Below are 21,445 nucleotides of genomic sequence, written 5' to 3' on the forward strand. Positions count from 1 at the left end.
TTGCGCGGGTGTGTCCATTGGAGTGATTTGCGCTGATGGTTAGCAAAGGTCAATGCCCGTGAACCAGGGGCAATCAGTCAGCGGCAATCAACCAGGGGAGGAACCAATGGTGCTGGTGAAGGAAGAGGGGCGCGTCTGCGACGTGCTCGTTATAGGATCGGGGGCCGGGGGACTTTCAACCGCTATTACTGCAAAAAAACACGGGCTATCGGTAATTGTTATCGAGAAAGAACCGGTTTTTGGCGGCACCACTGCCTTTTCGGGTGGGGTGCTCTGGATTCCCGGAAACCGGCACGGAAAATCCAATAATCCAAACGATACGCTTGAGGCAGCGCGCCACTATTTGCAGGCCGAAACCGGCAACTGGTTTGATGATGCGGCGATTGATGCCTTTCTTGATGCTGGCCCTAAGATGCTTGATTGGTTTGAGACCGAGACGGCAGTAAAATTTGTACCAACACTTTACCCGGACTATCACCCGACCGTGACCGGCGGTGTCGATGTCGGGCGCTCTGTGCTTGCCGCACCGTTTGATACCAGCTTACTTGGCGATAATCTCAAACGTTTGCGTCCGCCGCTCTCGACCATCACTTTCATGGGCATGATGTTCAATTCGTCCAATGCCGACATCAAGCATTTCTTCAATGCCACTAAATCACTGACCTCCTTTGCCTATGTGTTGAAACGGCTTGCCGCCCATGCGGGCGAGGTTGTGCGCTATGGTCGTGGTGTGCAGGTGACGAGCGGAAACGCGCTTGCGGCACGGTTGGCGAAAAGCTGCTTTGATCTCGGGATTCCGATTCTGACGGAAACACCGGCTCTTCGCCTCGTCAAGGAAGGCGAGCGTGTGACGGGCGTGGAGGTTGGAGGCGCTCAACCGGGTATTATTACTGCGCGATGCGGTGTGGTGCTGGCCTGCGGCGGTTATGCTCATGATCTCGCGCGGCGTGCCGATGCCTATGCCCATCTCAAATCAGGCAAAGCGGGGCATTATTCACCTGTGCCGGAGGGTAGCAGCGGCGACGGTATCCGGCTGGGCGAAGAAGCCGGTGGCGTCTTTGAAGCCGAGTTTCCGCAGCCGGCGGCATGGATGCCGGTTAGCCGTGTGCCGGGCAAGGGCGTATTTCCGCATCTGCTTGATCGTTACAAGCCGGGTATGATTGCCGTTCTTGCCAATGGCAAGCGCTTTACCAATGAGAGCGAGAGCTATCATGATGTCGGAGCCGCAATGATAGCCTCCGGCGAGGCCTCCGCATGGCTGCTTTGTGATCATCGCACCATTCGTAAATATGGCCTTGGTCATGCCAAACCCGCTCCCATGCCGCTGAGCACCTGGCTACGTTCCGGTTATCTCAAAAGCGGACGCACGCTTGCCGATCTTGCTCGCGCTTGCGGCATAGATGCAAACGGACTTGAAACGACAGTCAGAGATTTCAATCGCGGAGCGGTCAAAGGGCAGGATGAAGCCTTTCATCGTGGTGAAACTTCTTTCAATCGCTATCTTGCTGATCCTGAACACAAGCCAAACCCTTGCGTTGCACCGATTGAAAACGGGCCGTTTTATGCGGTGAAGATGGAGATGGGCGATCTTGGCACCTTTGACGGGCTGAAGACCACTGTTCCGGGCGAGGTGATTGATCGGCAGGGTGGGGTCATTCCGGGCCTTTATGCAGTCGGGAATGACCGCGCTTCGATCATGGGCGGCAATTATCCCGGTGCTGGTATTACACTTGGACCTGCAATGACGTTCGGCTGGATAACCGGTCGCCATCTTGCGGCGGAAAAATCTGCAAATAAGGGAGAGGCGATATGAGCTGGCTTGGGTTAAGTGGAAAAACCGTTGTCATCACTGGTGCCGGTGGCGGCATAGGTCAGGCGCTGGCCAGATCTTTTGCGGGTGAGGGTGCGCGCGTGGTTTTGCTCGATCGCGATGAGGAGCGGACGGCACCGCTGGTTACTGAGCTTGGCAATGATGCCCTGACGCTTGCCTGTGATATTTCCAAGGCGGGTGAGATTGCAGCCGCTGCCGAAAAAATTGAAGTGCTGGGCGGTGCGGATATTCTCGTCAATAATGCCGGTATTTTGCGACCCAGCCCACTGGAAACCGTATCAGAAGCCGACTGGTCGGCCATGCTGGCGGTTAACCTGAACGGCTATCTTGCAGCATCGCAGGCTTTCGGCAAAAGCATGATCGCACGCGGACAAGGAGTGCTGGTTCATGTGGCGAGCATTGCGGGTACCCAACCGCAACCGGCGAGTGGTGCATATTCTGCTTCAAAGGCTGCCGTTTTGATGCTGTCGCGGCAGCTCGCATATGAATGGGGGCCAAAGGGTATTCGCTCAAATACTGTCAGTCCCGGACTGGTTCGTACGCCGCTTTCTGAACCATTTTATCAAAACGAGGCGGTGAAGGCGCAACGTGAGGCCATGGTGCCGCTCAGACGTATCGCAACGCCACAAGATATGGCGGATGTTGCGCTTTTCCTCGCCTCACCGCGTGCGTCCTATGTCACCGGACAGGATATTGTGGTCGATGGCGGTCTTTCACAAACCCTGATGGGACTGGTTCCGAGGCCCGGCTATGCATGACATTAAAAATGCTTTGGTAACAGGCGGTGCCGATGGAATTGGCTTTGCGATTTCCAAGGCGCTGGCAGAGGCTGGCTTCCGTGTCACCATTGCAGATATTGACGGCGATAAGGCGCGGACACGGGCGCTTGAACTGGGTGCAGACCATTGCGGCCTTGCCTGTGACATATGCGATGAGGCACAGGTTATTGCTGCGGCAGCTACGGCGCCGTTTGACGTATTGGTGAACAATGCCGGTATCGGTGACAGCCACTTGCCAACGCTGGAACAGGAGATCGACGCCTTCCGCAAGGTGATTGACGCGCATCTTTCCGGGACGTTTTTGATGACGCGGGAAGTGAGTAAGGGCATGGTGACGCGTGGATCCGGCGCTGTTGTCAATCTCTCCTCCATTGCAGGCTTGACTGGTTTACCGAAGCGCAATGCCTATGGTGCTGCAAAAGCGGGTATTGTAGCGATGACGCGTGCCATGGCTTGCGAATGGGCGGGCAAGGGTGTGCGCGTTAATGCGGTTGCACCGGCCTTTGTCGAGACGGCGCTGGTGAAAAAGCTGGCTGATGCCGGGCGAATTGATCTGCCGACGATTCGGCGGCGCACGCCGATTGGTCGGCTGATCGGGGCGGAAGAAGTGGCAGCAGCTGTTGTCTTTCTCGCATCGCCATCGGCTTCGGGCATCACGGGCACTGTGCTTCCCGTCGATGGTGGCTGGACTGCATTTGGTGATTTCGGCGATGCGGCGGTGATCTGATCTCAATGCCTGTTTCAATAAATAAAAGCCCGGTTGGATCATCCAGCCGGACTTTTTATTTTTCAGATTAGGCAGGATCAGGCGGCGTCTTCGATATGACCGCCAAGGAAAAGCTGGCCGACACGCGGGTCTTTCAAGAGCGTATCTGCTTTGTCGAACATGCGGGTTTGACCGAGTTCAAGCACAAGCCCATAATCCGACATGGCAAGTGCTGCCTTTGCGTTTTGTTCAACCATGAGAATGGTCACACCCTGATCACGCAGCCTTATCAGTGTCTGGAACACTTCCTGTACCAGATTGGGCGAGAGGCCGATTGATGGTTCGTCGATCAGGATCAGTTTGGGATCAAGCAATAGCGCACGGGCGATTTCCAACTGCTTTTGCTGGCCACCGGAAAGCTCAATGGCCTTTTGATCCTTGCGCTGACGCAGCATGGGAAACTGGTCCATGACCTCTTCCATGCGGCGCTTGATTCTCGTTTGATCTTTCGAGGTAATGCCGCCCAATTCCAGATTATGCAGCACCGATAGTTGCGGCACCACGTTGCGGCCCTGAGGCACATAGGTTACGCCGCGCGCGATCATTTGCGCCGGTGTTTTGCGGGTTACATCCTCGCCATCCAGCATGATCTGTCCGGAATTGATATTCAATAAGCCGAAGATTGCTTTGAAGACAGTGGATTTTCCCGCCCCATTTGGCCCGATGACCGTGGTAATGGAGGCCTTGGGGATCGTGAAGGAGGTGCCGTTGAGAATGGTGATGCGGCCATAGCCGCCGGTAATGTTTTTAAGCTCCAGCATGTCAACCTCCCAGATATGCGTCGATGACCATCTGGTTCGACCGGATTTCATCCGGCGATCCTTCCGCTATGATCTCACCCTGTGCCAGCACAATGATGCGCGTGCAGAGCGACATGACAAATTCCATATTGTGTTCGATGACCACGAAGGTTGTGCCATGCTCACGGTTATAGGTAATCAGCCTCTCCTTGAGATGACCGAGCATGGTGAGGTTCACACCGCCCGCCGGTTCATCGAGAAGCACAATACCCGGCCCCGCCATGAAGGCCATGGCGGCATCCACCAGCTTCTGCTGGCCATAGGAGAGAGAGCCTGCTTCTGTATCGCGATAAGGCGTAAGGCGGAAGAACTCGATGAGCTGTTCAGCCTTTTCTGTCAGTCCGGCATCCGGCTTGCCGAAAAGACGCGACAGCATGGAGCCTTCATGTTCCTGACCGGCGAGGATAACGTTGTCCAGTACGCTCATTTTCGGAAACACCGAAAGCTGCTGGAAAGTACGCCCGATACCCATCAGCGAAAGATCAGCCGGACGCACGCCATCGGTGCTTTGTCCGTTGATTTCGCAATGGCCCTCAGTTGGTTTGAGCTGGCCGAGGATGCAGTTGAACAGCGTTGATTTGCCGGAGCCGTTTGGTCCGATCAGACCGAGGATTTCGCCGCGTTCAACGTCAAAGCTCACACCGTTGACGGCGCGGATGCCGCCAAATTGCTTGGACATATTGCGGACTGAAAGAATTGGGCCATCGTGATTTTTGGCATGGATGTTCATAGCTGTGCTCCCTGCGTCAGATCGCGGCGGGATTCGTGCTTGGGTTTGAATTTTTCAAACAGCTTCTGGCCGAGGCCGATAAGTCCGTTTGGCGAATAAACCATGAGAACGATGACGAGAAACGCATAGATGATGAGGTAATAGCCTTCGGTGAAGCGCAGTACTTCCGGCAATATAATGACAACGGCAGCTCCAAGCATTGGCCCGAAGAAGAAGCCGGAACCGCCAACAACCACCATCAAAAGCAGTTTGAGTGAGTGAATAAGCGCAAAGCTGGAAGGTTCGATAAACTGAACCAGGGGTGCCTGCATGGCACCGGCAAGACCGCCAAAGGCCGAACCGATAGCAAAAGCAAGCAATGTCTGGCGACGAACCTTGAGTCCCAGGCTTTCAGCACGGATCGGGTTTTCACGCAGTGCCTTGAATGAACGCCCCCAGGGGGAGCGCAGGATCCACCACAAGGTTCCGGCTGCCAGAAGGAAGCAAACCAGCGAGAAATAATAAAAGGCGATGTTGGAATCGGTGCTGATGCCAAAGAAGGAAGGGCGCTCCATACCCACAAGTCCAAAGGAACCACCTGTGATCTGCTCTTCATTACGCAAGACCAGGAACAGCAACGTGTTGAAGGCGAGAGTGACGAAAGCCAGAAAATGGTGCTGGACACGCAGCGCGGGATAACCAAGCAGCAGACCGACGGCGAAACTCGAGATGATCGATATGATCGCCGCAAGGCCCCAATGAATGCCGTTGAGTGTCATCAGAGCCGTTATATAGGCGCCGATACCCATAAACGCGGCCTGTGCGAGGCTGACTTGTCCGGCATAGCCGAGTGTCAGATTGAGTCCCATGGCAGCAATGGAGAATAAAAGCCATGAGCAGAGCGTGTAGACGATATAGTTGCCTTGCCCGATGGGCGCGACGACCAGAGCCGCAATACCGAGAAGGATGAGGACGGTTCGAAGATGGGTCATACGGTTCTTCCTTCCGGAGTGCCAAGCAGGCCCTGCGGACGCAGCAGGATAATGGCAATAAGCAGAATGAGTGGTATCGCCGAGCGGTACTGGGCCGAAATATAGACGGCTGAAAAATTATCGATCACGCCGATCAGCAGGCCGCCGACAAGCGCGCCGCGAATCTGGTTAAAGCCGCCGACAATGGCCGCGATAAAGGCGACAAGTCCAAGCGTTTCGCCATTTGAGAATTTGGCAAGATAGATTGGCGAGATCAGCACGGAAGCAATGGTTGCCAGTGCGGCATTGATCAGGAATGTATAAAGCACCATGCGCTTGACATTGACGCCCAGCACTTCCGCAACGGCAGGGTTTTGTGCGCTGGCCTGCATGCAGCGGCCTGTGCGGGTGCGGCTCAAAAAGAGCTGGAGTCCGGCAATAGCGAGCATCGACGCGATGAGGTTGCAGATATCCTGAACAGAAACGCTTGCTCCGGCGATATTATAGACCGTTTGCGGGAAAATCGCAGGAAATGGCTGGGCGGTTGCGCCATAGAATTCTTTCACGCTCTCTTTCATCAGCACACCGAGCGCGATGGTGGCAATAACCAGCGGCAATGTGCCGTGCGGTAACATCGGTTCCACGATCAGACGTTTGAAGGCGACGCCAAGAATGAGCAGCGAAAGTACAAGACCGAACACGATTGCGCCCCAGAGCGGCAGCCCCAGAGCCGTCATGCCGATCAGCACAAAAAAGGCTGGCAGCATGACAAATTCGCCTTGGGCAAAGTTGATTGTCTGCGATGCCTGCCAGAGCAGCGTGAAACCGACGGCGGCAAGTGCATAAATGGAGCCTGCTGCCAGTCCGGATATAAGGATTTGTAAAAGCTCGGCCATAATATGATCCTCAACGGCTGGTCGATGGCTTTGTGAATGCGGATGAAAAAGGGCGGCGGCAAAAGATCGCCACCGCTTTTTGAGCAGTTTTCAGACTCAATTCGGAGGCAGAATCGCTTCGACGGTCTGTTTGCCGTCTTCGACCTTCACGAAGAAGCTCTCGCGGGACATTTCGCCGGTGTCGTCCCAGCTTACATCCATGAGAACGCCTGGATATTCGGACGCTTTCAGCGTCAGCCCATGCAGCTTTTCGGCAATGGCCTTGCTGTCCGGCTTACCAACCATTTCGGTGACATATTTCAGCGTCCAGGCAGCCGTGTAGCCCTTGATGGCATTATGGTCGGGCGTGTATTTATACTTGGTCTTGAAACGCTCAACCATGTCCTTGACCGCAGGAACATTGGCATCCGGTGTTAGGCCGACATGGCCCATCGCACCGTTCGCGGCATCCCCTGCAAGCTCAATGACCTTATGACCAACAAGGGTGGTTTCACCGATCATGGGCTTGTTAATGCCCTGTTTGCGGGCTTCGCGCAGGAAGCGGGCGCTTTCTTCTTCGGTGTAGTAAACGAAGAAGGCCTCGGCGTCGGAGTTCTTGAGCTTCAACACGTCGGCCGAAAAATCAGCCTGTGCCTGTTCGGAAGGAACATCAATGACGATTTCAAGGCCGGCATTCTTGGCTTCATCGAGGAAAGCCTGATGGCCACCCTTACCGAATTCGGTATTTGCCCATGCAACGCCCACCTTTTTGATGCCCATTTCTTCAATCATGTATTTCACCATCTTCGGGATGCCCTTTTGCGAACCGAAGGCGGTGCGGAAGATGTAGGGGTTGCCCTTGGCGGTGATAGACGGGGCTTCGGAACCGGTGAATTGCGGAATGCCGTATTGTTTGGCAACCAGCATGTTTACGACGGTGGAAGACGAAAAGACGGTGCCCATGATCGCATAAACTTCATCATCAATGGCCTTTTGAACCATCGCGCGAGAAACCTGCGGATCGGTTTGGCTGTCATATTCGATGATTTTTACGGGTTCTTTGAGAATCCCGCCATCGGCGTTGATTTCCTCAAAACCCATTTTAACGCCATCACGGAAATTCGTTCCGGCGGCGGCGCCTGGCCCTGAAAGCTCAACGATTGAGCCGACCTTCATCTCTGCGAGCGCGGCTGTCGCACCCAGTGCCAGCATGATTGCTGTTGTAGAAAGCAAAGTTCTGATCATCATGTTCCTCCCGTGAATGATCATTATTTCAAAAGTTCCGCTTTCAAGCGGAGCGTGATCTACTTTGAAATATTGGCCTCATATCTCCTGCTGAGGCCCGGTTTTGTAAGCGTCCACCCTCCCAGGTGGATGATTGCGGACAAAACGGGTTTTACTCCTGATTATTGACGAAAGGCGTTGGTTTCCCGGCTGTTTGTAATTTCATGCTGATGGCGTTCGAATGAAATTACCTTCGTCTGTTCGGTTGTTGACAAGACCACGCAGCGCACATCCGGAAAATGGACGAAGATTGCTAAATGTTGGACGATTTATAGAGCGTGGGTTTCAAAAACATCGCGAAAATGCCTCCCGAAGCTGCATCTGTTTTCCTTCTCGCCGCGACTTTTGCAATTTATGGAATATAATTCAAGATTAAATTCATTTTCCATATTGATTTTTGTTTTTATTAATCGCACACCGTCACCACGGAGGATAAATCATGGAAAAACTCAATGTGGCAGTCATTGGCGCAGGCGCGATTGGACGCACGCACATAGATACATTGGCACGAATGCCTGATTTGCAGCTTTGTGCTTTGGTTGACCCTGCTCCGCAGGGGGCGGCTTTTGCTTCTTCGCTCGGTGTTCAATGCCTGCCGGATGTTGCGGCACTCATCGATTCTGGCCTGGCGCAAGCGGCCATCGTTGCGACACCGAATGAAACGCATCTTCCGGTTTCCGCGGCCTTGCTTGAAGCTGGAATACCCGTGTTGCTCGAAAAGCCGGTAACGGAAAACCTCGATTCTGCGTTAAAACTCATCCGTATTGCCGAAACGACCGCCGTGCCGCTTCTTGTCGGCCACCATCGCCGCCATAATCCGATTATCCGTGCAGCACATGATGCCATTCACGCCGGCAGGATAGGTGATCTGGTGATGGCAACAGTGACGTGTTCACTGGCAAAGCCACACTCCTATTTCGAAGCAACTTGGCGGCGCATGCCGGGTGCTGGTGGCCCGCTGCTGATCAATCTCGTGCATGAGATCGATCTGTTGCGTCACTTCTTTGGTGAAATCGCTACCGTACAGGCGATAACCAGCAATGGGCGGCGCGGTTTTACGGTTGAAGATACGGCAACAGTAGCTCTTCGCTTTGTTAATGGCGGACTGGCAACGCTGTGCATTTCCGACGCTGCGGTTGGGCCTTGGGCGTGGGACCTGTCAGCGGGTGAAAATCTTGCGCGTTTTCCGGCGCATCCTGTTACGGCTCATCATTATGCCGGGAGCCACGCCGGTCTTTCCCTTCCTGATCTGATGCTTTGGCAAGCGGAAGGCGAACCCGACTGGACCCGTAAATTGAAGCCGTCACGTCTGGAGTTCAAGGCCGGTGATCCCTATGAAGCACAATTGTCTCATTTCGCTGGGCTGATCCGTCATGGCGGCACGCCGCTTGTATCCGCACGCGATGCTACTGCCAACCTGATCGTTTTGGATGCAATCGCTGCCGCTGCTGAAAGCGGAAACACAGTTGCCGTAGATTTAACGCCGCTTCAAATTTAGCGCATACTTACGCTAATTAGGCCGCAGCGCGGCCTAATTGTTTGATGCGTTCAATGAGGGCAAGTGCGGCTTGCAGTGCCACACCCGTCGCCATCACCATCTGTGGCAAGGTCAGCCATTCCAGCATCCAGGCAGCGCCGGAACGCTCCTGTTCGTGCACCAACGCATGATGTTGGGCGGCCAGTTGCGACGCGTTGAAACGCGCAAGTGTCACCAGAAGTTCGGCGGCAACCGGGTTCTGCTTATGCGGCATGGCTGATGAGCCGCCGCCGCCTGTCAACTGGATTTCCTGTCCTGCCTCTGCCAGAAGAGCAACATCCTGACCGAATTTGCCAAGGCTTCCCGTGATGAGCGATAAAAGCGAGGCAAATTCTGCCAAAGCATCGCGCTGGCTGTGCCATTGTGGTTGGTCGATAAGTGCAAGTTTACGGGCGAGGGCAGCGCGAACAGCATCACCTCTGTCGCCAAATTTTTCAAGCGTTCCGGCAGCGCCGCCAAATTGCACAGCAAAACCAGTTTGTGAGAAATCAGAAATACGCGTCAATGTTCGTTCAAGCGGCGCTTTCCAGGTCGCGATGCGCTGACCGGAGGTAATAGGGATTGCCGCCTGCATACGGGTATAGCCCATCAGACTATTGTGTCCGTCTCGCTCTGCAAGGGCAGAAAGGCCAGCGGCGATGGCCGAAAGCCTTTCCGTGATGATATGCGTCGCCGCCTTGACGCGCAGGATGAGGCTTGTATCAATCACATCCTGACTGGTGGCGCCGAAATGAACCTTTTCCGCAGGCTCCCCCCCGACCGCCTGGCGCAATTGCCGGACGAGTTCGGGAATGACCACGCCGTCCTTTGCCATGCCCTGAGCCAAAAGTGCCATGTTCGGCGAAAAGCCGCTCAACTGCGTGACAATCGCTTTGGCTGTCTCACGGTCGATGACATCGCATTCCGCCTCAGCTTCAGCGAGTGCTGTTTCAAACCGCAGCATGGCTGCGATATCCGCATCCGCTGAAAAGAACGTTGCGATATCCGGATCCGCAAACAGGCCGGAAAGGAAAGGGTGATCAAAGGCGGAAAGGCCCATTGTAACCTCAGATGTCGAAGAACACTGTTTCGCCATCACCTTGCAGTCGGATGTCGAAACGATAGGTGTTATCGCCTTCCTTTGTCGCAATCAGCGTTGGAATGCGGTTTTTATGTTCAATGCGCGCCAGCACTGGATCAATGGCATTCGCCTGTTCTTCTTCTGGGAAGTACATGCGGGTATGCAGTCCGATATTGATGCCGCGCGCCACAATCCAGAAGGTGACATGCGGAGCCATCAAACGCCCGTCTTTGAAAGGCACCTGACCGGGTTTGATCGTCTCAAAGACGAATTCTCCGGTATCCATGTCACCGGGCGAGCGGCCCCAGCCGAGAAAGTTCGGATCAGCCGTGCCGCGCGTTTCGCTTGGACTGTTGTAAAGGCCAGATTCATCAGCTTGCCAGATTTCCACCAGCGCGTCTCTGAGCGGATTGCCACCGCCGTCATAGACGGTGCCGCGAATGGTGATGCGGGTGCCGCGTGTTTGATCGTTATAAAGGGCGCCAGAGCCGAGATCCTTGTCGAAAACGCCGTGAATACCGACAAAATTCGGCGTACAGCCAATGTGGACGTAAGGGCCTGCGGTCTGCGACGCGCTTTCCTTAAGGTAGTTGAGCGGTTGTACCATATCAGTTGCCCTCCGGACGGTTCTCGAAGAAGGTGGAGCGGCGGCCCCGCAGAATGATATCGAACTTATAGGCGAGCATGTCCATCGGAATGGTCGCATTCATGTCGAGCGGTGCAATCAGCTGCCGGATTGCATTCTCGTCGGGAATGGTCTTGACGATCGGGCAGCGCCAGATCAGCGGGTCACCCTCAAAATACATCTGGGTGATCAGGCGCTGCTGGAAGCCATGACCGAAGATCGAGAAATGAATATGCGCTGGTCGCCAGTCATTGACACCGTTCGGCCATGGATAGGCGCCGGGCTGGATGGTCTTGAACCAGTAATACCCGTTTTCATCGGTGATGGTGCGACCGACACCACCGAAATTCGGATCTATGGCGGCAAGGTAGGTTTCTTTCTTGTGGCGGTAACGGCCGCCGGCATTGGCTTGCCAGAATTCCACCAATGCACCGGCAACACCAATGCCGCGTTCATCCAGCACACGGCCATGCACCAGAATGCGCGGGCCGACCGGCATTTCGCCGGGCTTGGCGTAGTTGTGGATGAGGTCGTTGTCGAGCGGGTTCAGCATGCCATGACCGAAGACAGGGCCGGTGATTTCGCTCTTGGTTCCTTCCAGCGAAATCAGTGCGCGCTGTGGCGAGCGCAGGACTGTCGTCTTGTACCACGGCGCGTAAGCCGGTGGGTGCATATTGCGGTCACGCGCGAAGAAAGGTCCGGTTTCGGGTGGTTGGTTGCTCATTTTATCTCCTCCTTTGCAGCCTTGTCGGCACGCATCCCCGCGAGTGTCGTCTTTGCAATCTTGAAAGCATGATTTGCCGCCGGAACACCGGCATAAATGGCCACATGCATCAGCGCTTCGCGAATATCTTCCTCTGTTGCACCCGTATTGGCAGTTGCCCTGACATGCATTGCAACTTCGTCATCCTGACCAAGAGCGGCCAGAAGTGCGATGGTAATGATGGATCGCTCACGCTTTGTTAGTTGTGTGCCAGACCACACCGTGCCCCAGGCGGATTCGGTGATAAGGGTCTGAAATGGCTGATCGAATTCTGTGGCACTGGCGCTCGCCTTGTCCACATGAGCATCGCCCAGCACAGAACGGCGTGTCACCATGCCTTGCATGTATCGTTCGGTGGGCTTGGTGGGTGCGCTCATTGGCGTTCTCCAGCAGGAATTAAGAGAGAGATTGAAGGAAAGCAGAAACATGGGCCGAATAGGCTGCAGGCTGCTCAATACAGGGAATATGTCCGCAATCGGCGATCTCGACGAATTTGCTGCCGCTCACAAGTTCTGAGAGTGAGCGCACAAGGTCGGGCGGACTGGCGCCATCCTGGTCACCGACCACGCAGAGCGTCGGCACGGCTATCCGGCTTGCAGCTTCTGTATAATCTGCATCGCGAAGCGCTGCGCATGTGCCACAATAGCCTTCAACCGACTGGCGTGTGAGCATGGCGCGGCATCCGGTATAAAGTGCATTGTCGGGTGTGCGGAACGCAGGCGTAAACCAGCGTTCCATGATGGGGTCGACCATGCCGGAAAGCCCATTTTCAAGAATGTGCTCAATACGTCCATTCCACATATCAGCGGTGCCGATTTTATGGGCGGTGTTGGACAGAACCAGTGCCCGCACGAGATCAGGCCGCTTGGCATAAAGCCCCTGTGCGATCAGCCCCCCGACCGAAAGCCCCCAGATGACAGCTTGTTCAATGCCCAGATGTTCGAGCAAAGCGATCAGATCATCGGCATGCGTTTCAATTGAATAAGGTGGATTTCCAAGCGCGGAAAGCCCGTGACCTCGCTTGTCATGCAGCACAAAAGCGTAGCTGTCACCGAGCGCAGCAACCACTGCATCCCAGATGCGGAAATCAGTTCCGAGCGAATTGACGAAGGCAATAACCGGACGACCTGTTCCAAGACCTTCAGTGCGATAATGGATGGCGGTATCACCAATATTCAGAAAATTCATTGTCACTCTTCTCCCGGCATAGATATTGCAGCGATAATCAGGTTAAGTAAAATAAGTTTTTTTAGCTAAAGGATAACTATTAGGTTATGGTTTCACCTATTAATCCTCGTATCAAATTTCGCCATCTGCAAACTTTCGTTGAAGTCGCCCGGCAAAAAAGCGTCAATCGGGCGGCGAATATTTTGCATGTCAGCCAACCGGCTGTGACAAAAACCATCCGTGAGTTGGAAGACATCCTCGGTGTCTCTCTGTTTGAGCGCGAAGGACGCGGCATTCGCACAACCGGATATGGCGAGATATTTCTGCGTCATGCAGGCGCGACCTTGACCGCATTGCACCAGGGTGTCGATGCTGTTTCACAGGAGAGCGTTCACTCTGGCGCTCCTGTCAGGATTGGTGCTCTGCCGACTGTTTCGGCCCGTATCATGCCGCAGGCGATGAAGCTCTTTATTGATGAAAGAACCGGCAGCCCGGTTAAGATCGTCACCGGAGAAAATGCGGTTCTTTTGGAGCAATTGCGGGTTGGAGAACTCGACCTTGTGGTTGGGCGCCTCGCTGCGCCGGAAAAGATGACCGGCTTTTCTTTTGAGCATCTCTATTCAGAGCAGGTGCTGTTTGTTGTCCGCGTGGGGCATCCGCTGCTTGAAAATGTTGGCGATATCTTCGATCGGCTTGGAGATTATCCGGTGTTGATGCCGACACGCAATTCGGTCATTCGTGTGATCGTTGAGCAATTTCTTATCACCCACGGCATTTCAGGACTCCAAACTCAGATTGAGACGGTGTCGGATGCTTTCGGACGCGCTTATCTGCGTATGAGCGACGCAGTCTGGATTATTTCTGAGGGCGTGGTTGCGGGCGATATTGCTGATGGAGTTCTTGCAGCGCTTCCACTGGAAACTACCGATACGCGTGGCCCTGTGGGGCTAACGGTGCGAGCAGATACATTGCCGTCCCTTCCTATGACTTTGTTGATACAGGCTATTCGTACTGTTGCCGCCCAGAGCTCAGCAAGCAGCAAATAAACGAGGGATTTCGGGCTTAAAATAAGCTGCGCGATTCCAGAAATTCATTAAATGGAAGATATTTTTATTATTGAATGTCATTCCAATCTGTGCATTATTCCAGAAATCGATGCCTGGGGAGGCAGGCGATGGGAGGATGCAAATTGGTTATTGCGAGCCGGGCGTTTATTGAGCCGACAAATGGTGTCGATACCAAAGGATGTGCGAGATGAATCGCGTGCTTCTGATTGGTGGAACCGGTTTTATCGGTAAACGGGTAGCGCTCGCGCTGAAAGCGCTCAATGTCGCGTCGCGTATTTTCGATTTGCCTCAAGCGATTGAGCGCACACTTTTGCCGGACGGCTGTGACGTTGTTGCCGGTGATGTCACCGATCCGGCAAGTCTTGCCCGAGCGATGGAAGGCTGCGCGGCAATTGTTCATTTGGCGGGTATTATGACGGTTGATTGTGCGGCCGACCCGCTTCGGGCGGTGCGCATCAATGTGCAGGGCAGTGTCAACGTGTTCGAGGCGGCACGTATTGCCGGCGTTCCGGTTGCTTATTTAAGCACATCCGGAGTGTTTGGCCCTGATGATGCATCACAGCCTTATCCAATGACGATTTATGGTGTGACCAAGCTGGCGGTTGAAGGTATTGCCCGGGTTTACGCTGCTGATCATGGTGTGCCGAGCCTTGGGCTGCGCCCCTATATTGTCTATGGGCCGGGTATCTCGAGCGGCATTGCCGCCGGGCCTTCGATTGCCATTGCGGCTTCGGTCAAGCAGGAAGCCGCTGAAATTCGTTTTTCCGGCAAGGTTGGCTTTGTCTATGTCGATGATGTTGCGTCGCTTCTTGCCGCTGCTGTCACCCGGCCAATCAGCGGTGCAACCGTTCTCACGGTTGCGGGTGATACACGGGAAATGGCTGACTTCATCGATGTGCTGGCATCAAAAAGCGGCTGGAATGGCATTTCCGTTGAAGGGGTACCGCTGCGTATTCCATCTGATCTTGCATCAGACCCGGTGCCGGACTGGCTTGGAAATCATCCGATAACGAACATTGAAACCGGTATTGCCTTGTCGCTTGCCGAACTTGGGCATGTTGACAGGCAATAGTCGGGCGCTCTCGGCGAAGACTGCAAAAGAGGAAATACCCTTATGAACAATTCTTTTCACCTCGACGGCGCTACCCGCATCTATCCGATTATCGGTGACCCTATCGCACAGGTGAAGTCACCGGCCGGTATGACGAACGCCTTTGCCGAACGCGGTCATAATGCGATGGTGGTCCCGGCGCAGATTTCGGTTGATCATGTCGATGATTATATCCAGACCTGCGGACGTACGAAGAATGTCGACGGCATTATTGCGACAATTCCGCATAAATTCGCAGCCCTTGAACATTGTTCCACAGCCACTGAACGTGCACGTATATGCGGTTCGATTAATGTCCTGCGTCGGAATGCCGACGGAACATGGCACGGCGATAATTTCGACGGACTGGGTATGGTTGCTGCACTCCGTGCACAGGGGGCAGAACCCACTGGTCAGAAAACGTTGCTCGTCGGGGCGGGCGGGGCTGGCATCGCCATTGCTCAGGCGTTGTTAGAGGCTGGGGTTAGCGAACTGGCGGTTCATGATGCTGATATGGTGCGGCGTGACCATCTGGTTGCCCGCATGCGGGAATTTTATGGTGAGCGCGTGCGTGCCGGTAGCGACAATCCGGCTGGCTGTGGTCTTGTGGTGAACGCAACGCCAATGGGCATGCGGCCTGAACATCCATTTCCGGTTCAGGTGGAACATTTGTCGCCTGACACCTTTGTTGGCTGCGCCATTACATCGCCCGCCGTCTCGCCATGGGTTGCGGTGGCTCGCGCCAAGGGTTGCAAGGGGTGCGTCGGCATCGACATGTACAAGGCTGTGCAGCAGATGATGATCGAGTTCTTCCTCGAAACCATCCACGCATGATTATGCGCGCCGTTTTCAAAAAACAATCCGGCGGGTGGTAATGACACGCAAAAGCGAAAATAGGTTCACGTGCGATGTGCTGGTGATCGGCTCGGGTGCTGCGGGGCTGACCGCAGCGGTGACTGCCGCCCATTACGGACTCAAGGTGGTGGTAGCTGAAAAGGCGGCGGTTTTTGGTGGGACTTCGGCATGGTCAGGTGGCTGGTTATGGATACCACGCAACCCGCTGGCCCGCGCTGCCGGTATTGATGAGGCTGCTTCGGAGCCGATGCGCTATCTGCGCAGTGAAATCGGCAATCGTGCCAGCGATCCACGTGTACAGGCCTTTCTTGAAAATGGCCCTGATATGGTTGGTTTTCTTGCCGAGCATACGGCGATGCGCTGGGTTGACGGTAACAAGATGCCGGATTTTCATGAAACACCCGGTTCGGTAAAGGGTGGGCGATCTGTGTCGGCTGCACCCTTTGACGGACGATTGCTGGGCGAATTTATAGCCAAGATGCGGCGTCCGCTTGGCGTCGCAAGTCTGTGGGGTATGGGTATCGCCAGCGGCGCGGATATGGGGCATTTCTTCCGTGCCAGCCGCAGTCTGCCGTCGGCTTTATATGTCACGCGCCGCCTTGCAAAGCATATGCGTGATCTTGCATTGTATGGACGCAGTATGCAGCTCGTTAACGGCAATGCACTGGTAGCGCGTTTGTTACGTTCTGCGCTTGATAAGCAGGTTACGCTTCTTAACAACGCACCCGCAGCAGAGTTGCTTAATGATGGCGCACGCATTTGTGGTGCGCGTCTTCAGACACCGGATGGTGAAGTCGTTGTGAAGGCCCGCAAAGGTGTTGTGCTGGCAACGGGTGGATTTCCGCATGATCCGGCGCGGCTTGATGCGCTTGCCGCGCAAGCGGGTGGCGGGGCCGGGCATTTTTCGGCAGCACCGACTACCAATAGCGGTGACGGCTTGCGGTTGGGCGAGACGGCGGGCGCGACGATTGAGGATGGTTTCCTCTGGAATGTGGCCATGGCCCCTGTTTCCCGCGTGCCGCAAAAAGACGGAACATATGTCAATTTCCCACATCTGGTTGAGCGTGCGAAACCCGGAATTATCGCCGTGACCCCGGCGGGTGAGCGTTTTGTCTCGGAGGCTGACAGCTATCATGATTTTATGAAGGCGCTAATTCTTGCAACGCCGAACGGTCAGCAGCCCACTTGCTGGCTTATCGCCGATCATCGCGCCCAGCGTCGCTGGGGACTCGGTTGGTCAAAACCTTTTCCGTTTCCAACAGCGGGTGCGGTACGGTCTGGCTATCTGAAAAAGGGTAAGACACTCGCCGATCTTGCCCATGCCTGTGATATTCCCGCAGCCGCACTTGAGGCGACAGTTGCAGGTTTCAACATAAATGCGGCTGTGGGACGTGATCCATTCTTTCATCGCGGTGAAGCGATTTATAACCGCGTGCAGGGCGATGCCTTGCATGGACCGAACCCGTCACTTGCCCCGCTCGAAAAGGGACCGTTTTATGCGGTGAAGATCGTTGCTGGATCGCTCGGCACTTTTGCCGGATTGCATACAGATGCCGGCGCACGCGTGCTTGGCAGTGAGGGCCAGCCCGTCCCTGGTCTTTTTGCAGTTGGCAATGATATGGCATCGATCATGGGCGGAAACTATCCGTCGGGGGGCATAACGCTCGGGCCGGGGATGACCTTTGGCTACATTGTCGGTCGGCTTCTTGCCGGTCAGCCCGTGTCGGCTATCGAGCCGGAAAGGCAGACCCCATGATCCATGTTGCAGGCACATTCCTTGAAACGAGGCACAGATGACACATCCGCTTTCATTGGCATTTCTCACGACATTTGAAGCCACACCAATTGAAGCCATAAAAATCGCCGCAGCCGTTGGTTATGACATGGTGGGTCTGCGTATTCTGCCTGCTGCGCCGGGCGAGCCAGATTATCCGCTGCTTACCGATGATCGCTTGCTTGGGGAGGTTCGGTCAGTTCTTGCCGATACCGGCGTCCGGATTGGCGATATGGAAATTATCCGTCTGAAAGCTGAAAATGACTGGGATCTGTTTGCGCGCTTTTGCGAACGCTGCGAAGCGCTAGATGCAAAGCATGTACTTGTCGCGGGTGACGATACGAATATTGCAAGGCTGACAGAGAGTTTCGCGCGATTTTGCGACATGGCAGCGGCACATCGTGTGACGGCGGATTTGGAATTCATGCCATGGACGGCGATACCTGATCTCTCGGTGGCAAAGAAGGTTGTGGAAGATGCCGCGAGAACCAATGGCGGTGTGCTGATAGATGCGCTGCATCTTGATCGTTCGCCAACGACTTTGGACGAGGTTGCTTCCCTGTCGCCTTCACGCATCAACTATGTGCAATTTTGCGACGGCCCAGTGCCTTATGATTCAAGCACCGAAGGGCTGATTGCCGTTGCACGCGGTGCAAGGCTTTTCCCCGGTGAAGGTGGCATTGACCTGATTGGTCTCGCCAAAGTCATTCCGGAGGATGTCACGATCAGTGTCGAAATTCCGCATCGTGCGCTTGCAACAAAGGTTGATGCATTGGGGCGCGCCGCAATGGCCTATACCGCCACGCAAGCAATCCTTCGCGCTGCTGGCCGCGCATAAGCGCAAGACAGGGATAAGACGTGCTGATCGAGCACGGGTAGGAGAAATGAGAATGCCATCTGATCACGTGTCCGTTGTGCCGGAAGAAGTTGACCTGCTGGTATGCGGTGCCGGTGCCGGGGGGATGACTGCGGCGCTGGTCGCGGCGCTGGAAGGGCTTGATGTTGCGCTGATCGAGAAGACGGCTGAGGTCGGTGGAACCACCGCGACCTCGGGTGGCACGACCTGGGTACCGGGCACGCATCTTTCTGAACAGGCTGGTGTTCCCGACAGTGTCGAGGATGCTCGTGCCTTTCTCAAATATGTCGTGGCAGATAGGGGCGGAGAACGTATTCGGGACGCATTTCTGGACTCTGGTCGCGAAGCGATTGAGGAACTCGAACGCAAAAGCGATGTAAAATTTGCAGCAGCTCTCGCGCATCCTGATTATCTGGATGGCCCCGGTTCGGCTTATGGCGGGAGGGCACTTGGGCCGCTTGCTTTTGATGGGCGTCTGCTGGGTCACGCGGATTTTGAGCGGGTTCGTCCGCCACGGCCTGAGTTTATGGGGCTTGGCGGTATGATGGTGGCGCGAAATGAACTGGCAGCAATGCTTGCTCCTTTCAGCTCCTTTGCCAATTTACGCAGCGCCATATCAATTGTTGGCCGCTATGTGCTTGATCGGTTGCGCTATAAGCGCGGCACGCGGCTTTTGATGGGCAATGCGCTGGTTGCACGCTTACTTTTCAGCCTGCGCAAAGTCCGTGTTCCTATTCTGTTTGAAACGGCTCTGCGCGAATTGATTATTGAGAATGGCCGGGTTGTCGGAGCTGTGATTCACGGACCGCAGGGCACAAAACGTATCCGTGCCCGCAAGGGAGTTATTCTGGCAACGGGCGGTATTTGCTGGAACCGTGAAATCCGTGATAGGTTGTTTCCGGCTGGTACCCGTGATTATGCACTGGGGCCCATGACCAATACCGGGGATGGTGCAGTTGCGGCGATGGCAGCGGGTGCGCGTTTTGATGATGGCGGCGATAGTCCGGCATTGTGGATGCCTTGCTCCTCCTATCGCCGTGCGGATGGAACACTTGCGGTGTGGCCGCATATCATTCTCGACCGCGCCAAGCCGGGTCTGTTCGCCGTTGACGCCAATGGGCGGCGCTTTGTCAATGAATCAAATTCCTATCATGATTTTGCGATGGGCCAGATTAAGTCAGATGCAATTCCGGCTTACTTGATTTGTGATGCGGCTTTTATGAAACGCTATGGCATGGGGATGATCCTTCCCGGCGCACGTAATCTCAAGGCCATGCTTAAGGCCGGATATGTGATCGAGGCGCGATCCCTTGGCGAGTTGGCGAGTAAGGTCGGCTGCGATTCACAGGTGCTTGCCGAGACGGTTGAAAACTATAACCGGGCGGCTGCGAGCGGCGTTGATGAAGCCTTTGGGCGCGGTACATCGGTGATGAATCGCTTCAATGGTGATGCATCTGCAAAGCCAAATCCGTGCCTTGGACCCGTTGGTAGCGGTCCTTACTATGCCATGCAGGTCAGGCCGTCTGATCTTGCTTCCAGCGCCGGACTTGCCGGCGATGAATTCGGCCGTGTGCTTGATCAAGCAGGTAAACCGATTGATGGGCTTTATGCCTGCGGCAATGATCTCGCTTCAATCTTTCGCGGAACTTATCCGGGGCCAGGCACAACCATTGGCCCGGCCATGGTTTTCGGCTGGCGCATTGCCAAACATCTTGCCGGCAAACTTAATGATCAATCAGCAAATGATTTTGACATGAATGAAAGGAAGAACGATGCAGCGTTATGAAATCGCTACGCTTTCCACCACGCTTGGGGCCGCGGCAAAGGCAGCCCCCGCGATAGAATCCTTTGCCAAGGAAGGTAAGGGCAAGCTGCTCGGTATTTTCTATGCTGATATCGGGCTTCTTAATCAGCTTTTCGTTTTACGCGGATTTGACACTGTTGCCGATTATGACGGTGAGCGTGAACGCACTTTGCGTGCCGCCAATCCATTTGGTTCAGCCGAATGGCTGACATCGCTTGATCTTGAAGGCTATGCACCGTTTCCATTTCTGCCGCCGGTTGAGGTTGGAAGCTTTGGACCGGCTTATGAGTTTCGCACCTATGTGCTCAAGACCGGCGGTCTGGAACCGACGATCAAGGCATGGGAAGCCGCAGTGCCTGCACGTACTGAACTCTCAAAGTTGACAATTTGCATGTATGGTATCGACGGCAAGCCACGTATGACGCATATCTGGCCTTTTGCCTCGGTTAATGATCGCGGAAATGTCCGCGCTGTTTCCGTTTCAAAGGGCGTATGGCCGCCAAAGGGTGGCCCCGATTGGCTGACCAACGATATGCGATCCACCATTGCTTTCCCAACGGCCAATTCGCCGCTGAAATAAACTATGGGGCTGACATAAGTCGCGTGCCTTTAGGGCGTTGGGGATAATAGTGACATGAACTTTGCCTGCCGCGTCGCGACCGCGCTTTCCTTTCAGGTATTCGCTTAAATTCCCTTTATCGACTTCAATTTCACTACCCATGAAAGCCTATACCGAAAAGCGTGAAACCCCTATGCGGAGAAATCAGTCCAAAGGACTGATTTCTGATCCTGCTTTGATCAGAAAAAATGCGCGTTAGAGCATAACCCGACC

General features: G+C 54.8%; 21 protein-coding genes. 11 read left to right on the forward strand and 10 right to left on the reverse strand.

The annotated features are described in order from the left end of the window. Positions 1-106: 106 nt before the first annotated feature. The 3 genes from H5024_RS13760 to H5024_RS13770 are packed head-to-tail and all read left to right on the forward strand — an operon-like array spanning position 107 to position 3,337. Positions 107-1,813 carry an FAD-dependent oxidoreductase gene (locus tag H5024_RS13760; RefSeq protein WP_187547745.1) on the forward strand — a complete coding sequence of 569 codons (1,707 nt, stop codon included), beginning with the start codon at positions 107-109 and terminating at the stop codon, positions 1,811-1,813. Further along, entirely contained in the window at positions 1,810-2,589 is a 780-nt protein-coding gene (locus tag H5024_RS13765) for an SDR family oxidoreductase (RefSeq protein ID WP_187547746.1), read from the forward strand. The genes H5024_RS13760 and H5024_RS13765 overlap by 4 nt, the downstream gene beginning before the upstream one ends. Beyond that, positions 2,582-3,337: an SDR family oxidoreductase gene (locus tag H5024_RS13770; RefSeq protein ID WP_187547748.1), complete on the forward strand. Its 756-nt coding sequence runs from the start codon at positions 2,582-2,584 to the stop codon at positions 3,335-3,337. Before H5024_RS13765 ends, H5024_RS13770 begins: the two co-directional genes overlap by 8 nt. Positions 3,338-3,414: 77 nt before the next feature. On the opposite strand, the gene H5024_RS13775 is transcribed toward H5024_RS13770, so the two are convergent. The 5 genes from H5024_RS13775 to H5024_RS13795 form a co-directional block, all read right to left on the reverse strand. Further along, entirely contained in the window at positions 3,415-4,137 is a 723-nt protein-coding gene (locus H5024_RS13775; protein ID WP_187547749.1) for an ABC transporter ATP-binding protein, read from the reverse strand. A 1-nt stretch (position 4,138) separates the two neighbouring features. Further along, on the reverse strand, positions 4,139-4,906 hold the full coding sequence (locus H5024_RS13780) for an ABC transporter ATP-binding protein (protein ID WP_187547750.1): 768 nt from the start codon (positions 4,904-4,906) through the stop codon (positions 4,139-4,141). Further along, positions 4,903-5,877 (reverse strand): branched-chain amino acid ABC transporter permease, encoded by a 975-nt coding sequence (locus H5024_RS13785; protein ID WP_187547751.1) that lies wholly within the window; start codon positions 5,875-5,877, stop codon positions 4,903-4,905. The genes H5024_RS13780 and H5024_RS13785 overlap by 4 nt, the downstream gene beginning before the upstream one ends. Continuing rightward, positions 5,874-6,752 carry a branched-chain amino acid ABC transporter permease gene (locus H5024_RS13790; protein ID WP_187547752.1) on the reverse strand — a complete coding sequence of 293 codons (879 nt, stop codon included), beginning with the start codon at positions 6,750-6,752 and terminating at the stop codon, positions 5,874-5,876. The genes H5024_RS13785 and H5024_RS13790 overlap by 4 nt, the downstream gene beginning before the upstream one ends. A gap of 96 nt (positions 6,753-6,848) precedes the next feature. Further along, positions 6,849-7,976, reverse strand: coding sequence for an ABC transporter substrate-binding protein (locus H5024_RS13795; protein WP_187548625.1), 1,128 nt, complete (start codon positions 7,974-7,976; stop codon positions 6,849-6,851). Positions 7,977-8,454: 478 nt separating this feature from the next. Between H5024_RS13795 and H5024_RS13800 the strand changes: the two genes are divergently transcribed. Beyond that, the gene (locus H5024_RS13800; protein ID WP_187547753.1) at positions 8,455-9,513 is read left to right on the forward strand and encodes a Gfo/Idh/MocA family oxidoreductase; all 1,059 of its coding nucleotides are present in this window, start codon (positions 8,455-8,457) and stop codon (positions 9,511-9,513) included. A gap of 16 nt (positions 9,514-9,529) precedes the next feature. Here H5024_RS13800 and H5024_RS13805 read toward each other — a convergent pair whose 3' ends face one another. From H5024_RS13805 to pcaD, 5 genes are read right to left on the reverse strand one after another with little or no spacing between them, the layout of a single operon-like run. Beyond that, positions 9,530-10,591, reverse strand: a complete 1,062-nt coding sequence (locus H5024_RS13805; RefSeq protein WP_187547754.1) for a 3-carboxy-cis,cis-muconate cycloisomerase — start codon at positions 10,589-10,591, stop codon at positions 9,530-9,532. Positions 10,592-10,598: 7 nt separating this feature from the next. Next, positions 10,599-11,219 (reverse strand): protocatechuate 3,4-dioxygenase subunit alpha, encoded by a 621-nt coding sequence (gene pcaG / locus H5024_RS13810; RefSeq protein ID WP_187547755.1) that lies wholly within the window; start codon positions 11,217-11,219, stop codon positions 10,599-10,601. A gap of 1 nt (position 11,220) precedes the next feature. Beyond that, positions 11,221-11,961 (reverse strand): protocatechuate 3,4-dioxygenase subunit beta, encoded by a 741-nt coding sequence (gene pcaH, locus H5024_RS13815; protein WP_187547756.1) that lies wholly within the window; start codon positions 11,959-11,961, stop codon positions 11,221-11,223. Then, positions 11,958-12,377, reverse strand: a complete 420-nt coding sequence (gene pcaC / locus H5024_RS13820; RefSeq protein ID WP_187547757.1) for a 4-carboxymuconolactone decarboxylase — start codon at positions 12,375-12,377, stop codon at positions 11,958-11,960. Before pcaC ends, pcaH begins: the two co-directional genes overlap by 4 nt. A 19-nt stretch (positions 12,378-12,396) precedes the next feature. Then, the gene (gene pcaD / locus H5024_RS13825; protein WP_187547758.1) at positions 12,397-13,188 is read right to left on the reverse strand and encodes a 3-oxoadipate enol-lactonase; all 792 of its coding nucleotides are present in this window, start codon (positions 13,186-13,188) and stop codon (positions 12,397-12,399) included. A gap of 86 nt (positions 13,189-13,274) precedes the next feature. On the opposite strand from pcaD, the gene pcaQ reads away from it, so the two are divergent. From pcaQ to H5024_RS13860, 7 genes are all read left to right on the forward strand, one after another. Continuing rightward, positions 13,275-14,213: a pca operon transcription factor PcaQ gene (gene pcaQ / locus H5024_RS13830; protein WP_187547759.1), complete on the forward strand. Its 939-nt coding sequence runs from the start codon at positions 13,275-13,277 to the stop codon at positions 14,211-14,213. A 208-nt stretch (positions 14,214-14,421) separates the two neighbouring features. Then, positions 14,422-15,306 (forward strand): NAD(P)-dependent oxidoreductase, encoded by an 885-nt coding sequence (locus H5024_RS13835; protein WP_187547760.1) that lies wholly within the window; start codon positions 14,422-14,424, stop codon positions 15,304-15,306. 42 nt (positions 15,307-15,348) lie between these two features. Beyond that, on the forward strand, positions 15,349-16,158 hold the full coding sequence (locus tag H5024_RS13840) for a shikimate dehydrogenase (protein WP_187547761.1): 810 nt from the start codon (positions 15,349-15,351) through the stop codon (positions 16,156-16,158). Between the two features lie 40 nt (positions 16,159-16,198). Further along, a complete protein-coding gene (locus H5024_RS13845; protein ID WP_187547762.1) occupies positions 16,199-17,935 on the forward strand; it encodes an FAD-dependent oxidoreductase in 1,737 nt (578 codons plus the stop codon). Positions 17,936-17,972: 37 nt separating this feature from the next. After that, positions 17,973-18,791 carry a sugar phosphate isomerase/epimerase gene (locus tag H5024_RS13850; protein WP_187547763.1) on the forward strand — a complete coding sequence of 273 codons (819 nt, stop codon included), beginning with the start codon at positions 17,973-17,975 and terminating at the stop codon, positions 18,789-18,791. Positions 18,792-18,843: 52 nt separating this feature from the next. Beyond that, positions 18,844-20,595 carry an FAD-dependent oxidoreductase gene (locus tag H5024_RS13855; RefSeq protein WP_187547764.1) on the forward strand — a complete coding sequence of 584 codons (1,752 nt, stop codon included), beginning with the start codon at positions 18,844-18,846 and terminating at the stop codon, positions 20,593-20,595. Continuing rightward, the gene (locus H5024_RS13860; RefSeq protein ID WP_187547765.1) at positions 20,582-21,193 is read left to right on the forward strand and encodes an NIPSNAP family protein; all 612 of its coding nucleotides are present in this window, start codon (positions 20,582-20,584) and stop codon (positions 21,191-21,193) included. Before H5024_RS13855 ends, H5024_RS13860 begins: the two co-directional genes overlap by 14 nt. Positions 21,194-21,445 lie beyond the last annotated feature (252 nt).

Origin of the sequence: Ochrobactrum sp. Marseille-Q0166 (assembly GCF_014397025.1) — a bacterium.
GTDB lineage: Bacteria > Pseudomonadota > Alphaproteobacteria > Rhizobiales > Rhizobiaceae > Brucella.